The following is a 12,792-nucleotide window of genomic DNA, read 5'->3' as shown; positions in this document are numbered from 1 at the left end:
GTTCGTTGGATGTCAGTCATATCGACCTCGCTCGACATCCGACGGCACAACTCTCTCGGCGACGTTGGGATGTCCGCGCCAAGTACCACGTCGCCAGCGTGGATAGGGTCCTCACTTCGAGACATGTTCGGAGTCGACTAACTCGGCCTTCCGGAACTCCGACACAACGTCTTGCGCCGGGACGCCTTCGAACTGGGGAAGGATCTCGCCGTAGACCTCGAGCGACTGGCGGAACTCCGGGGTGGCACGTTCGGAGAATTGAGTCATGAGGTCTTTGAGGGCCGCGACAACCCCCGGCCGAAGTTGTTGTGCATTGTAGGTGTACAGCGTGTCACCGTAAGGATAGGCAGAACGACTAGCATCCTCCCCGAGAATTGCGCGAGTCCAGGGCTGAATCATGATCATGAACTCAATGAGTTGCGAGAGAAGAACTTCGTCAGATCGAAGTATCCTGACGGCCTCTTCGTAGTGACGCTCGAACTCTTTCAGAATCGATCTGCCGAGGCGCGACCGGGGGAATACCTCTTCTCGGAGGCGAATGAGCGACGGGTAAAGGAGCGCACTGACGAGGATCCGCTCACGGTCGGTGGTAAGCGAAGAAAGCACCAGACAACCTCCTTCGCCGCTACCATCTTGATCGCTGATGGTAGGTCGGTTCTCGTAGTAGTCCGCTCCGACCTCCGTACAGTCCTGGCGACTGCATGGCGTGCGTGACGCTTCCGCCGGATTGGTGCCGCACCATCCCATTGTGACCTCAGCTCTCAGAGTCATTCAGAATCAAAAGTCTGGGGCTGCAAGCAACAGCCTGGCAGCCGTGGGCACAGCGACCCGAGCCGACCCAAGCCCATCATGAAGCGGCGCCGGCGCGCCGCACGATGGTGTGGCGTTACCAACCAGCGATCAGCATCCGGTGCGCTCTGCGCAAGGGTCGCGCTCTATGTGAAGCCTCCTCCCGGTTAGTCGGCGCGTCAAGCGGCGTTCAAGAAGTCTGAGGTCTTCAAGTCCGTGTCCCGGGAGGCCTGGGCGGTCCTCTCGCGTGCCACTCCAAGGCAAGCGTTACCCACGCGAACTTGCTAGGGCCGCACTTGAGACGTTGGGCGGACTTCCTAGCCAACCACTTCCCACTTCACGCGGCCGATCCTCGCAGGAACTGCTGGCAGAAGTCGTCGCGGCAGACCATGGCCTAAACCCACGTCCGGACCTCCAAACCCCGCAGTAAGTGCGTCAATCCGCCGCGAATTACGGTCGTCCGATGCGCAACGCTCTCAAACTCACACTGTGCTGAACCCCCGCGCTCGTACGGTCGTCCCACGCCCGGCGACCTCTCGGACGGCCCAGGCTCACCAATCCGTACTCGGCGGATCGCACACAACACCACGATGCTTCGCGCTGTGCGCACGGCTGCGCTCATGCTCGCCACCACGAACGCGGTCGTCGCCGGCACCCTCGCGGCCGCACCGGCACCGGCCGGCGCGGCGAGTCCGTACGTCGTGACCTCGGCCGCCGACCACGCCGACCACGCCGACCACGCCGACGCGACACCCGGCGACGGCCAGCGCCGTGCGAGCGCAGCGGCCGCGCTGCCTGCACCCTGCGCCGCTGCACGGGCCAATTCGGCACCCGGCACCGCAACCACCTCGCCGAGCGCGCTCCCGAGGTGGCGCTGTAGCCGATGTACGTCGGCCGCCCGATCCCGTTGACGCGCAACGACTACGGGTTGGGCGTCCGCGACGGCGACACCGGAGTCATCGTTCGTGCTGCGGGCGGCCCGATGGCTGTCGTTCAGATCGCCTCCGGCCGATGTCGCTCTCGCCGTGGCTGCTCTCGGACGTCGAGACCATGCACGCGATGATCGTGCACAGGCCCAAGGCAGCCAGGCTGACAACGTCGTCGTCATCGTTCCCCCGCCCTGTTCCCGGCTGCTCACTTGCGAGATGCTCCACACGCCGTCACCCATGTGGCGCAGCACCTGACGATCGTCGGAAGCCGCGACGCCGTACGGCGTACCGCACAGACAACCGCTCGCCGATCCTCCGGACTGGCAGACCCCCTGAGAGTCTGAGCTCGACCCGAACCGTAAGAGACGGTCGCTTTGGCGCTTGAAGAGACTGCAAAGTCCCCTCTGGCCTCAAACGACCGGTCAGACGAGCGGCGCAGCGGGGAACGCCGGACGCTGGGAGAGGACAAACTCCATGTTCCAGTCGAGCAGTACGTAGGGCTCTCGAGGCGAGTCATCGAAGAGGAAGACCTCCCGCAGATCTTCGACTAGCCATGCTGGCAACGAGGCTTGTTCGGGCGGGGCTGAACCACGCTGGATGGCGTATGCCCGGTCAAGAACAATCACCGAGCGCAATTCCGACGGGCTCAAGACGAAGGTGCGAGTCGAGCCTGAAGGGTCGTGGAGGATCAGCCGGTCACCACGGTCTTCTAAGACAACGTCACGCGGCATCTCGTCGAGAAAGTGCTGCCACAAGACTTCGGCAGACGCCACAGCGGAACTCGCGACGTCGACGGTCTGCGCATCGGGCGTAGGCCCCATCGTGCGGATCCACTCGGCGCGCTTCAGGATCTCGCCCCAGGTTGCGTGTGCGTATGCGGTGGGGTCTTGGAGATGTGTGAGACGACGCCATTCTGAGTCGGATGGCAGTATCACGCGTTCGTGGGTCCACGTCTTCGAGTCAGCGGAGCGGACGGCGAGCTGGGCCGCCAGTACCTCGAAGTCAGGGGTTGGCTGTAGTGCGTCTACCTGCACCCCGTCCGCAGACCCGGCCTGCCGAGCGCGCTCCAGTATGAGATCAACCTCGGCATTCATGCGCACAGTATCCGGGCGACCGAGGATCACGACGGCTGTTCCGCCTCGCTCACGCCCCGATCCCGCGTCTCCACACCGCGTCGAGCCCGCGGGCCGGCAGCAGCGCTTTCATCGCGAGGATCATCCGCGCATCCCGTCCGACGACAACGCGCGGCCGCATCCGCCGCCGCGTCAGCTCTCGCTCGACCGCGGCGGCGACCCGGTCGGGCGGCTTGGCGTTCTTGCGGATCTTCGCGACCAGCTGACGTTCACCGGCGAAGTGCGCCGCGTAGAGCACCCGCTGCTCGGGTTCGAGGTCGGCTTCGAGCTGGCCGATGACCTGGTCCATCTCCGCCCAGGGATCGGTGTCGGTGACCCCTGGCTCGACCAACCCGACCTGTACGCCGAACGGGCTCAGCTCGACTCGCAGGCAGTCCGCGACCGCCTCGATCGCGTACTTCGACGCGTTGTACATCCCGGTGAACGGGAACGACACCCGCCCGTTGATCGAGGAGATGAAAACGACACGCCCGCGCGCACTGCGCAGCCGCGGCAGCATCGCCCGGGTCACCGCGAGCGGTCCGATCAGGTTCACCTTGAACTGGTGGTGCATGGCCTCCCGCGACAGCGTCTCCACCGGCCCGGCGACGGCGATGCCGGCGTTGTTGACCAACGCGTCGAGTCGGTCGGGGAGATCGCGTTCGAGCGCCGCCACGTGCTCGGGCACGGTGACGTCGAGCTCGATCGGCGTGATCCGGTCGGACTCCGCGGCGAGCTCCTTCGCGGCAAGGTCGGTGCGGACGCCGCCGTACACCTGCCAGCCTGAGCGGGCGAGGCGTACGGCGGTGGCGCGGCCGATGCCGCGACCGGCACCGGTGACGAGGACCGTACGAGTGCTCATGCTTCGACGTTCGCGCGGCTCGCCCCAGGCGGTGCAAGTAGTCCGGTACTCGAATCGCGCGTCGCTAGCCTGACGTCATGGAGCGGCCGTGGCCGCTCACCGGTCGGGACGACGAGCTGCGCAGGGTCGCGGCGGCGATCCGGCCTGGTGGGGCGGGGATCGTGGTGGCGGGCCCGGCGGGGGTGGGCAAGACCCGGCTCGCCCGCGAGGCGCTGGCCGGCGGTCCGCGCGGCCGTGGGACGACGGTTCTGTGGGCTCATGGCAGCGCCGCCGCCCGGCCGTACCCGCTGGGGGCGTTCGCCGGTGTCCTCGACATCCCGTCAGGTGACGCCGCCGAGACCATCGGCCGCGCACTCGAACAGCTCGCCCAACGGCAGCCGCTGGTGCTGGCCGTCGACGACGCCCACCTGCTCGACGAGCACTCCGCGATCGTGCTGCACCGCCTAGTCGTACGACGCCTGGCCCCGGTCGTCGTCACCCTCCGGACCGGGGAACCCGCCCCCGACACGGTGACGTCCCTGTGGAAGGACGACCATCTCCCACGCCTCGACCTGACGCCGCTCGACGTCTCGGAGACCACCGGCCTCGTCGCCCGCGTGCTCGGTGGGCCGGTCGACTCGGCCTCTGCCCAGCGGTTGTGGGCGTTGACCCAGGGCAGCCCGCTGTTCCTCCGGCATCTGCTGGCCGGGGAGGCGGCGGCGGGTCGGTTCGGCCCGACGACCGGGATCTGGAGGTGGACCCGTGAGCTCGCGATCTCTCCCGAGCTCACCGACCTCCTCGAACGTGAGATCGGCGCCCTGCCGGCGGGCGTACAGGACGTGGTCGACATGGTCGCGCTGGCTGAACCCGTGGCAGTACTGACGCTGTGCGCGCTGACGTCGCCTGCCGACGTCGAGCAGGCTGAGGGCCGCGGACTCGTGCGCACCGACGGACTCGTCGCAAGGCTCGCGCACCCCCTGTATGGCGAGGTCCGCCGCTCCGTGATGGGAACGCTGCGCGCGCGCCGCCTTCGCGCTCAGGTCGCGCAGACCCTGGACGCCGAGCCGGACCCGATCCCGCGAGCCGTGCTCACCCTCGACTCCGACCTTCCGCCCGATCCCGGTCTGTTCCTTGCGGCGGCCGAGGCCGCGACGCGGATGTACGACCTGCCGCTGGCCGAGCGGCTGGCCCGTGCGGCGGCCTCAACGGGGGATCCGGGTGCCCGGCTGGTGCACGCCGCGGCGCTCTCGTGGCTCAGTCGCGGCGAGGAGGCCGACACGATCCTCACCGAGCTCGTACGAACCGCGCCGGATCCAGCGACGTGCGCGATGGTCGAGCTGCACCGCGCGGGGAACCTGCTCTGGACGATCGCCGCGCCCACCGAGGCGCGCCGTGCACTGGCGGCCGCCGAGGCCACCGGCGAGGCCGTGCTCCACGTGGCGACGATGTCGCTCGCACTCGCCGCTGCCGTTGGTGACCTCACGCCCGTCCTGGACCGCGGTCCCGCGCTGCTGCGCACGGATCTGCCCGACGATCTCGCCCGCATCCTCGTTGCGTCCGCCGTGTCCGCGGCGGCCGCGGTCACCGGTGAACGCGGTCTGCTCGATGAGGCGGCGGTCGTGGGTGGGCTCGCCGTCGACCATGTGCCGACAGGCATCCCGGGCTTCGGGCTCGCGGACCTGCAGGTACTCGGGCACCGCCTCGCTGGGGAACCGGACGTGGCCGAGGCTAGGGCCCGGCTGATGCGGGCCGCCTCGGCCGACCTGCCGGGGCCGGCGAGACTGATGGGTCAGGTGGTCGTTGGGCATGCTGCCCTGGCCGCAGGGCGGGTCGGTGACGCGCTCGTCTCGCTGCGCGAGGCGTGGGCCGGGTTGGCGGAGTCGGGACACGAGTTCCGGTTCCGGTGCCGCACGCTCTTGGCCACCGCACTCGGGCAGGCAGGTCTGGCGGATCAGGCCGCTCCGCTCCTTGCCGAGATCGCCGCCGGGCAGCACCCCGCGTACCAGCTCTTGCTGCCGGACGATCTCCTCGCGCGGGCGTGGGGCGCCGCCGCCGAGGGGGCGACGACCGAGGCGCTCGGCCATGCCGTGGCCGCGGCGGACCTCGCCCGCGAGTCGGGTGAGCCCGCGTACGAGGTGCTCGCCTGGCAGACGGCTGTCCAGCTGGGTGGCGCGCCGGCGGCCCTGCCCCGGCTCACGGAACTGAGCGGGCGCAGTCCCCGCGCTGCGGTGGCTCGCGACCATGCGCGGGCGTGGGCGGACGGGGACGGTGACCGTCTGCTCGACATCGCCGACGCCTGGGCCCGACTCGGCGACCTGGTCGCTGCGGGCGACGCCGCGGCACAGGCTGCCGACCTGCACCGGCGGCGCGGCCGGCAGGGCTCTGCTCTGTCCGCCGCGGCCCTCGCTGAGAGGCTGGCCGTCCGGTCCGGTGCCTGCACGCCGGCACTGGCGGTCGCGGCGCGTCCACTGCCGCTCACCGCGCGCGAGCGCGAGATCGCTGTGCTCGCCGCCCGGGGCCTGTCGAACAAGGAGATCGCCGAGCACCTCACGGTGTCGGTACGGACCGTCGAGGGTCACCTCTATCGCGCGGGTCGCAAGCTCGGGGTGTCCGATCGAGCGGCGATGACAGACATCGTCGGAGTCGAGTAGTCCGCTACTCGCAGCACCGACGCTCCTCCGACCGACGCTGGGCGTACGACGGCAGAGGAGGAGTTATGAGCACGGTCTACATCCCGCCCGGAGAGGGGCGGCACTTTCCGATGATCGACGGCGACCACGTCGCGAAGGTCGGCATCCAGGACGACAGCGGAGCTTTTGAGGTGTTCGAGGTCGTCGCCCCCGCCGCACCGATGGCGCCGCCGCACGTCTCGCCGTGGACGGGCGTGCTGTTCCTGCTCGAGGGGCGTGTCAGCGCGATGGTCGACGGCACCTCGTACGAGGTGGAGCCTGGCGGCGTGGTCGTCTTCCCGGCGGGGACGCCGAGCACGTTCGGGGTTGTCGGGGAGTCGGCGCGGTTCATCGCGATCACGTCCGGCGACAGGGCTGGGCGGTTCTTCGAGGACTTCTCCGGGACAGTGCCGGCGGATCGACCGGTCGAGGAGTCGATGGAGGTGATCAAGTCGGTGACCCAGCGCCACGGTGTCGCGATGGCCACCGCCCCCGAGGTGGTCGAGTAGGGGGAACGGCTGAGCCCTGTTGCGGCCTCTGCTCAGAGCCGGCCGAAGGGCGCGGCGAAGCGGAAGGTGCCGGTCTGGCCGTCGTACGAGGTCAGCGTCCGCACCTGGAAGGCGTCGCGCCACGAAGGGTCCGGGGCGGTCACCCCGAGGGACGGCGCAGGGACGAAGCCGAACCGACGGTAGTACGCGGGGTCGCCGAGCAGCCCCACCAGCGGCTCGTCGAGCGCGTCCGCAGCACCGAGAACGGCATGCATGAGAGCGGTCCCGGTCCCGGACCGCTGGTGGTCCGGCAGGACGCTCACCGGCCCCAGGCCCAGGACCGGCTCGGCGTCCACGTACGCCCGCGTGGCCACGACGTGGCCGACCACGAGGTCACCCTCGACCGCGACCATCGACAGCTGCGGGATCCAGCTGTCGTCGTCGCGTAGCCACGAGACGAGCGTCGCCTCGCCAGGGTCGCCGTTCGGCTCGACGGGCGGTGCGCTGTGCGGGGCCGTACGGAAGGCGGCGGCGGTCACCTCGCGGGTCACCTCGATGTCGGCCGGGAGCTCGCGTCGGATGATCACGAGTGAACGGTCCACCGTACGGGGCTGACCGTCAACGCGGTTTCGTCTGCGGTGAGAGCGAGATCCACGGCGTGAAGAGCTGCACCGGACCGTCTTCGGCGAAGTTGGCGCGCAGGTCGGGGCTGGGGTCCCCGAGCAGCTCACCGTGCACCGAGCCGGTCGCGATCACCGGCTCCATGAGGTGGGCGAGATTCTGCCCGTGCGCAAGGAGCGCCTCGGAGTCGCGGTAGCGCTCGATCACGATCGCCTCGGTCTCGTCGGCGTTGAAGGAGACGCTGTACTCCAGAGTGCCGGGCTCCTTGGCCCGGACGATCTCCATCGCCTGCTCGGACAGGCGTTTGAACTCCTCGACGTCGCCGTCGCGGAAGTCGAACCGCGCGATCCCGATCAGTTCACTCATCTGCGTCATCCCTTCGTTGTGGGTGCCTTCATGGGGAGAACGGAGCCGAGGGCGGATTCTCGACATCGCCACTCCTCTACTGTGAAGCGATGCGCGTGTTGTTCGTCCACGGTGCGGGCGGCTACCTGGAGGACCAGGTCATGGCCGACGCGCTGAGCGACGCCCTCGACAGCCCTGTGGACTACCCGCAGCTTTCCGACGCGGACATGTCGGTCGACGCATGGGCCGGCCCGGTGCGTGAGCGGCTGGCAGCTCTCGGCCCCGACGACATCGTCGTCGGTCACTCGTTCGGCGCGACCATCCTGCAGTGGGTGCTGCCGGAGCGTGGGTGGGCGCCGCGGAGGGCGCTGCTGCTCGCGACGCCGGACTGGAGCCCGGACGGCTGGGACGTCGCCCAGTACGTGTACGACGGGGCGGAGCCCGACATGGACACCTCGCTGCACCACTGCCGCGACGACGAGGTCGTGCCGTTCGAGCACCTGGCGCTGGGCGCCGTACGGATGCCGTCGGCGCGCGTGGTGGAGCACCCCGCAGGCGGGCACCAGTTCGAGGGACTAGCCCAGGCGATCGCTGCGGAGGCGCGCGGCGCCTAGCTCCGCAGCACCTTCTCCATCGCCTTGCCCTTGGCGAGCTCGTCGACAAGCTTGTCGAGGTAGCGGATCTTCTGCATCAGGGGATCCTCGATGTCCTGGACCCGCACCCCGCAGACCACGCCGGTGATCTCGGAGACGTGCGGGTTCAGCTGCGCGTCGGCGAAGAAGTCCTCGAAGGTCGTCTCCTTCGCCAGGTGGTTGCTCAGCGCAGCCTCGTCGAAGCCGGTCAGCCACTCGATCACCTGGTCGAGCTCAGCTTTCGTACGGCCCTTCTTCTCGACCTTCGCCACGTAGTGGGGATAGACCGACGCGACGCTGATGGTGAAGACGCGGCTCATCCTCGTGAGGATAGTCCCGTCGGCGGCCCGGGTCACCGCAGTCGCGCCGCCGGCGTACGCAGGAAGGCCTCGACCCGGTCGAACGCGCCGGCCCACACCTCGCTGGTGAAGAAGTCGCGAACCTCCGGCACGGGGAACCCGCTCTGCACGACGGTCATCAACGTGCCGTCGCCATCGGCCTCGAACGTCACCTCGACGTGCGTGGTCATCTCCGCCCCCGACGGGTCCGAACCGGTCGAGTCGGTCACCAGCCGGTGCGGGCGGTCGATCTCGACGAAGGTCTGCACCTCGCGGAAGAGCTGGTCGCGGCTCGGCCCCCACACAGCGGTCTGCGTGCCGCCGACGCGGAGGTCGACGTCGATCTCGACGATGCCGGGCTCCTCGTCGAGGATGCTGAACCACGTCTTCTGCTTCTCGGCGTCGGTGTAGGCGTCGAACGCCTCGTCCGGCGTCGCAGGCAGCCAGCGCGACAGCCTCAGCGCCAGGTCCTCAGTCGTGCTCTCGTTCTCGGTCATGTCTCGTCCTCCAAGGTGTCGCGTTTGCCGAGGCCCAACGTGAAGTAGGCCTCCATGCCGTCGAGGCGGCGTTCCCACAGCCGTTGGTAGAACCCGATCCAGGCCATCGCGTCCTCCAGCCGCTCCTCGCCGAGCCGGCACACTCGCGTACGGCCGACCTTCGCGGTGGTGACGAGCCGCGCATCCTCGAGAACGCGGACGTGCTTGGCCATCCCGGTCACCGTCATCCCGAACGGAGCGGCCAGCTCACTCACGGCGGCCGGGCTCTCGGCGAGCCGTACGAGGACCTTCCGTCGTGTCGGATCGGCCACCGCCGCGAAGACCTTGTCGAGCGATTGCTGAACCATAAGGTTCACCGTACGACAGTGAACCGAAAGGTGGAATGTCTCAGTCGATAAAGAACCCGTGCGGAAGGACTATTCAGCGTTACTATGTACCAGTAGTCAACAACGCTGAGTACCGAGAGGAGGTGACCTCCATGGGCAAGCAGATGACCGAGATGCTCAAGGGCACGTTGGAGGGGATCGTCCTCGCGATCCTCACCCGACGACCCGCGTACGGGTACGAGATCACAGCGTGGCTGCGTGACCAGGGCTTCGCGGAGATCGCCGAAGGCACGGTCTATGCACTGCTCGTACGGATCGAGCAGCGCGGCCTCGTGGACGTGGAGAAGGTCCCGTCCGAGAAGGGGCCGCCACGCAAGGTCTACTCCCTGAACACCCAGGGCCAGGCGCACCTCGACGAGTTCTGGAAGACGTGGGGCTTCCTCGTCGAGCGCATCGAACAGCTCCACCACGCACAGACAGACAACGCAGAAGGAGAAGGCTGAGATGGCCGCCAAGTGGATAGAGACCGTGATCGGGTCGCTCGAGCAGAAGAAGCAGTTCCGGCGCTACCGGGCCCGCATCGGGGCCCTCCCCGAGCCGTACGAGACGGCCGCGAAGGCGCTCGAGCGCTACCTCATGTACTGCTCCGGGATCACCGACGGCGAGACTTTCATGAGGATGTTCGACGACTTCGCCGACCTGTGGGAGCGAGCCGCCGCCGACGAGACGCCGGTGCGCGCGATCGTCGGGGACGACCCGGTGGAGTTCGCCGAGACCTTCGCCGCGGCATACTCGGGCAAGCACTGGATCGACAAGGAGCGCGCCCGCCTCATCAAGGCGATCGACGAGGCGGCGGGCGCGTGACCGCCACAGCCACCCCCGCGATCCAGCTGCGCGGCCTGGAGAAGGCGTACGGCGAGCTTCAGGTCCTGCGCGGCGTCGATCTCGACGTGGCGCCAGGCAGCATCGTCGCCCTGCTCGGCTCCAACGGCGCCGGCAAGACCACGGTCATCCGGATCCTGGCGACGCTGCTCACGGCCGATGCGGGGACGGCGACGGTCAACGGCTTCGACCTCGCGACGCAGCCCGCGCAGGTACGGGAGTCGTTCAGCCTCACGGGCCAGTTCGCCGCGGTCGACGAGATCCTCAGCGGCCGGGAGAATCTGGTCCTGGTCGCCAAGCTCCGCCACCTCGCGGCCCCGGGCGCGATCGCGGACGACCTGCTCGCCCGCTTCTCCCTCACCGACGCCGGTGGTCGCAAGGTGTCGACGTACTCCGGAGGCATGCGCCGCCGCCTCGACATCGCGATGAGCCTGATCGGTGACCCGCCGGTGATCTTCCTGGACGAACCCACCACCGGGCTCGACCCGCAGGCACGCCTCGAGGTCTGGGACACCGTCAAGGAGCTCGCCGGTCAGGGGACGACCGTGCTGCTCACCACCCAGTACCTCGACGAGGCCGAGCAGCTCGCCGACCGGATCGCGATCCTCCACGAGGGTCGCATCATCGCCGACGGCACCCTCGCCGAGCTCAAACGGCTGCTGCCGCCCGCCGAGGTCGAGTACGTCGAGAAGCAGCCGACCCTCGAGCAGATCTTCCTCTCCATCGTCGGAGCCGACCGCAAGGAGTCCAGATGACCACGCACTTCCTGCCCGACACCACCACGCTGACCGGACGGTCGCTGCGCCACATCTCCCGCAGCCCCGACACGATCATCACCACGGTCGTCACCCCGATCGCGATGATGCTGCTGTTCGTCTACGTGTTCGGGGGCGCGATCGACACCGGTCAGGACACCGGCTCGTACGTGAACTACCTGCTGCCCGGCATCCTGCTCATGACGATCGCCTCCGGCATCGCCTACACCGCCTACCGGCTCTTCACCGACCAGCAGGCCGGCATCTTCGAGCGCTTCCAGTCGATGCCGATCGCCCGCTCGTCCGTGCTGTGGGCGCACGTGCTCACCTCGCTCGTCGCCACCCTGGTCTCCGTCGCGGTCGTCATCGCGGTCGCGTTCGTGATGGGATTCAGGACGAGCGCCACCGTGCTCGACTGGCTCGCCGTCTTCGGCATCCTCGCCCTGTTCACCCTCGCTCTGACCTGGCTGGCGGTGCTCCCGGGCCTGACCGCAAAGACGATCGACGGCGCGAGCGGATTCTCGTACCCGCTGATCTTCCTGCCGTTCATCAGCTCGGCGTTCGTCCCGACCGACAGCATGTCCGCTCCGGTGCGGTGGTTCGCCGAGAACCAGCCCGTCACGCCGATCGTCAACTCGATCCGCGCGCTGTTCGCCGAGCAGCCCGTCGGCAACGACCTCTGGGTCGCCCTGGCCTGGTGCCTCGGCATCCTCGTCGTCGCGTACGTCCTCGCCATGGGCGCCTACCACCGCAAGATCGCCACGGCATAAAGCGCGTGCTGCGCCCGAGAGGCGCGTGGCACCCTCGGAGGCAGAGTGCCTGGTCGAGCCGAGGAGCCGCGCATGATCGAGACCGCCGCCGCTGTCGGCATCGCGCTCGTCGCCCTCGGGATGGTGCTCACACCCGGGCCCAACATGATCTACCTCGTCTCCCGCAGCATCAGCCAAGGCCCGCTCGCCGGCCTCGTGTCGCTCCTCGGCACGATGGTCGGCTTCGGGGTCTACATGGTGATGGCCAACGTCGGTCTCGCCGCGGTCTTCGTCGTGGTGCCGTGGCTGTACGTGGCGCTCAAGATCGCCGGCGCCGCCTACCTCTTCTGGCTCGCCTGGAAGACCCTCCGGCCCGGCGGCCTCTCCGCGTTCGAGGCACGCGACCTCCCACGCGACTCCCACCGGCGGCTGTTCACGATGGGTCTCACGACCAACCTGCTCAACCCCAAGGCCGCGATCATGTACGTCTCGCTGATCCCGCAGTTCGTCGACCTCTCGCGCGGCGACGTGGTGCTGCAAGGGTTCGTGCTCGGCAGTATCCAGATCACCGTCAGCGCCGTGGTCAACGCGACGCTGATCATCGTGGCCGGCGGGATCGCCGCGTTCCTCGCGAGTCGGCCGTCGTGGATGGCGTGGCAGCGCCGGATCAGCGGCAGCCTCCTCGGCATGGTCGGCGTCAAGCTCGCCGTGGACGCGCCCAAGCCCGCGTGACTCGCCGACCCGTAGGCGGCTAATCACATCGCGTATGACACCGTGGCGTCCTAACGTTGGGTTCGAGCGCGCGAGATCGTAGGGGGC

Annotated in this window: 17 protein-coding genes; 9 read left to right on the top strand and 8 right to left on the bottom strand. The window is 68.6% G+C overall.

From position 1 onward, the window contains the following. Positions 1-111: 111 nt before the first annotated feature. Positions 112-606, bottom strand: coding sequence for a hypothetical protein (locus KV097_RS16505; RefSeq protein WP_220366481.1), 495 nt, complete (start codon positions 604-606; stop codon positions 112-114). Positions 607-1,379: 773 nt separating this feature from the next. Between KV097_RS16505 and KV097_RS16500 the strand changes: the two genes are divergently transcribed. Continuing rightward, positions 1,380-1,700, top strand: coding sequence for a hypothetical protein (locus KV097_RS16500; RefSeq protein WP_220366480.1), 321 nt, complete (start codon positions 1,380-1,382; stop codon positions 1,698-1,700). Between the two features lie 440 nt (positions 1,701-2,140). Here KV097_RS16500 and KV097_RS16495 read toward each other — a convergent pair whose 3' ends face one another. Continuing rightward, positions 2,141-2,812, bottom strand: a complete 672-nt coding sequence (locus KV097_RS16495) for a hypothetical protein (RefSeq protein WP_220366479.1) — start codon at positions 2,810-2,812, stop codon at positions 2,141-2,143. A gap of 49 nt (positions 2,813-2,861) precedes the next feature. Further along, complete coding sequence (locus tag KV097_RS16490; RefSeq protein ID WP_220366478.1) at positions 2,862-3,692, bottom strand: SDR family oxidoreductase; 831 nt, start codon at positions 3,690-3,692, stop codon at positions 2,862-2,864. A gap of 77 nt (positions 3,693-3,769) precedes the next feature. Here KV097_RS16490 and KV097_RS19545 point away from each other — a divergent pair, with 77 nt between their 5' ends. Together KV097_RS19545 and KV097_RS16480 are read left to right on the top strand one after the other, a co-directional pair. Continuing rightward, positions 3,770-6,322: a LuxR family transcriptional regulator gene (locus tag KV097_RS19545; RefSeq protein WP_304610684.1), complete on the top strand. Its 2,553-nt coding sequence runs from the start codon at positions 3,770-3,772 to the stop codon at positions 6,320-6,322. Between the two features lie 65 nt (positions 6,323-6,387). After that, positions 6,388-6,849, top strand: coding sequence for a cupin domain-containing protein (locus KV097_RS16480; RefSeq protein ID WP_220366477.1), 462 nt, complete (start codon positions 6,388-6,390; stop codon positions 6,847-6,849). A gap of 32 nt (positions 6,850-6,881) precedes the next feature. Here KV097_RS16480 and KV097_RS16475 read toward each other — a convergent pair whose 3' ends face one another. Further along, a complete protein-coding gene (locus tag KV097_RS16475) occupies positions 6,882-7,415 on the bottom strand; it encodes a GNAT family N-acetyltransferase (RefSeq protein WP_220366476.1) in 534 nt (177 codons plus the stop codon). 31 nt (positions 7,416-7,446) lie between these two features. After that, positions 7,447-7,815 (bottom strand): putative quinol monooxygenase, encoded by a 369-nt coding sequence (locus tag KV097_RS16470; protein WP_220366475.1) that lies wholly within the window; start codon positions 7,813-7,815, stop codon positions 7,447-7,449. A gap of 89 nt (positions 7,816-7,904) precedes the next feature. Between KV097_RS16470 and KV097_RS16465 the strand changes: the two genes are divergently transcribed. Continuing rightward, positions 7,905-8,408, top strand: a complete 504-nt coding sequence (locus tag KV097_RS16465) for an alpha/beta fold hydrolase (RefSeq protein ID WP_220366474.1) — start codon at positions 7,905-7,907, stop codon at positions 8,406-8,408. Here the strand turns inward: KV097_RS16465 and KV097_RS16460 are convergent. The 3 genes from KV097_RS16460 to KV097_RS16450 are packed head-to-tail and all read right to left on the bottom strand — an operon-like array spanning position 8,405 to position 9,608. Then, positions 8,405-8,746 (bottom strand): DUF2200 domain-containing protein, encoded by a 342-nt coding sequence (locus KV097_RS16460; protein ID WP_220366473.1) that lies wholly within the window; start codon positions 8,744-8,746, stop codon positions 8,405-8,407. The genes KV097_RS16465 and KV097_RS16460 overlap by 4 nt on opposite strands. Positions 8,747-8,778: 32 nt before the next feature. Beyond that, entirely contained in the window at positions 8,779-9,261 is a 483-nt protein-coding gene (locus KV097_RS16455) for an SRPBCC domain-containing protein (protein ID WP_220345815.1), read from the bottom strand. Then, positions 9,258-9,608 (bottom strand): helix-turn-helix transcriptional regulator, encoded by a 351-nt coding sequence (locus KV097_RS16450; RefSeq protein WP_220366472.1) that lies wholly within the window; start codon positions 9,606-9,608, stop codon positions 9,258-9,260. The genes KV097_RS16455 and KV097_RS16450 overlap by 4 nt, the downstream gene beginning before the upstream one ends. 131 nt (positions 9,609-9,739) lie before the next feature. Between KV097_RS16450 and KV097_RS16445 the strand changes: the two genes are divergently transcribed. From KV097_RS16445 to KV097_RS16425, 5 genes are all read left to right on the top strand, one after another. Beyond that, positions 9,740-10,090, top strand: a complete 351-nt coding sequence (locus KV097_RS16445; protein WP_220366471.1) for a PadR family transcriptional regulator — start codon at positions 9,740-9,742, stop codon at positions 10,088-10,090. Position 10,091: 1 nt separating this feature from the next. Beyond that, a complete protein-coding gene (locus KV097_RS16440; RefSeq protein WP_220366470.1) occupies positions 10,092-10,451 on the top strand; it encodes a DUF1048 domain-containing protein in 360 nt (119 codons plus the stop codon). Further along, positions 10,448-11,224 (top strand): ATP-binding cassette domain-containing protein, encoded by a 777-nt coding sequence (locus KV097_RS16435; RefSeq protein WP_308289469.1) that lies wholly within the window; start codon positions 10,448-10,450, stop codon positions 11,222-11,224. The genes KV097_RS16440 and KV097_RS16435 overlap by 4 nt, the downstream gene beginning before the upstream one ends. Next, a complete protein-coding gene (locus KV097_RS16430) occupies positions 11,221-11,994 on the top strand; it encodes an ABC transporter permease (protein WP_220366469.1) in 774 nt (257 codons plus the stop codon). The genes KV097_RS16435 and KV097_RS16430 overlap by 4 nt, the downstream gene beginning before the upstream one ends. Before the next feature lie 72 nt (positions 11,995-12,066). Beyond that, positions 12,067-12,705 carry a LysE family translocator gene (locus KV097_RS16425; protein ID WP_220366468.1) on the top strand — a complete coding sequence of 213 codons (639 nt, stop codon included), beginning with the start codon at positions 12,067-12,069 and terminating at the stop codon, positions 12,703-12,705. Positions 12,706-12,792: the final 87 nt, after the last annotated feature.

The sequence above is a fragment of the Mumia sp. zg.B17 genome, assembly GCF_019550915.1.
Classification (GTDB): Bacteria; Actinomycetota; Actinomycetes; order Propionibacteriales; family Nocardioidaceae; genus Mumia.
The sequence above is the reverse complement of the archived record's forward strand: the minus strand, read 5'-3'. Positions and strand labels throughout refer to the sequence as shown.

What these genes read in the sequence shown, in the direction of transcription:
- KV097_RS16450 (WP_220366472.1), bottom strand. Translation starts at nt 9,608, where the DNA reads ATGGTTCAGCAATCGCTCGACAAGGTCTTCGCGGCGGTGGCCGATCCG.
- KV097_RS16440 (WP_220366470.1), top strand. Translation starts at nt 10,092, where the DNA reads ATGGCCGCCAAGTGGATAGAGACCGTGATCGGGTCGCTCGAGCAGAAG.
- KV097_RS16445 (WP_220366471.1), top strand. Translation starts at nt 9,740, where the DNA reads ATGGGCAAGCAGATGACCGAGATGCTCAAGGGCACGTTGGAGGGGATC.
- KV097_RS16495 (WP_220366479.1), bottom strand. Translation starts at nt 2,812, where the DNA reads ATGAATGCCGAGGTTGATCTCATACTGGAGCGCGCTCGGCAGGCCGGG.
- KV097_RS19545 (WP_304610684.1), top strand. Translation starts at nt 3,770, where the DNA reads ATGGAGCGGCCGTGGCCGCTCACCGGTCGGGACGACGAGCTGCGCAGG.
- KV097_RS16480 (WP_220366477.1), top strand. Translation starts at nt 6,388, where the DNA reads ATGAGCACGGTCTACATCCCGCCCGGAGAGGGGCGGCACTTTCCGATG.
- KV097_RS16470 (WP_220366475.1), bottom strand. Translation starts at nt 7,815, where the DNA reads ATGAGTGAACTGATCGGGATCGCGCGGTTCGACTTCCGCGACGGCGAC.
- KV097_RS16460 (WP_220366473.1), bottom strand. Translation starts at nt 8,746, where the DNA reads ATGAGCCGCGTCTTCACCATCAGCGTCGCGTCGGTCTATCCCCACTAC.
- KV097_RS16490 (WP_220366478.1), bottom strand. Translation starts at nt 3,692, where the DNA reads ATGAGCACTCGTACGGTCCTCGTCACCGGTGCCGGTCGCGGCATCGGC.
- KV097_RS16425 (WP_220366468.1), top strand. Translation starts at nt 12,067, where the DNA reads ATGATCGAGACCGCCGCCGCTGTCGGCATCGCGCTCGTCGCCCTCGGG.
- KV097_RS16455 (WP_220345815.1), bottom strand. Translation starts at nt 9,261, where the DNA reads ATGACCGAGAACGAGAGCACGACTGAGGACCTGGCGCTGAGGCTGTCG.
- KV097_RS16465 (WP_220366474.1), top strand. Translation starts at nt 7,905, where the DNA reads ATGCGCGTGTTGTTCGTCCACGGTGCGGGCGGCTACCTGGAGGACCAG.
- KV097_RS16430 (WP_220366469.1), top strand. Translation starts at nt 11,221, where the DNA reads ATGACCACGCACTTCCTGCCCGACACCACCACGCTGACCGGACGGTCG.
- KV097_RS16500 (WP_220366480.1), top strand. Translation starts at nt 1,380, where the DNA reads ATGCTTCGCGCTGTGCGCACGGCTGCGCTCATGCTCGCCACCACGAAC.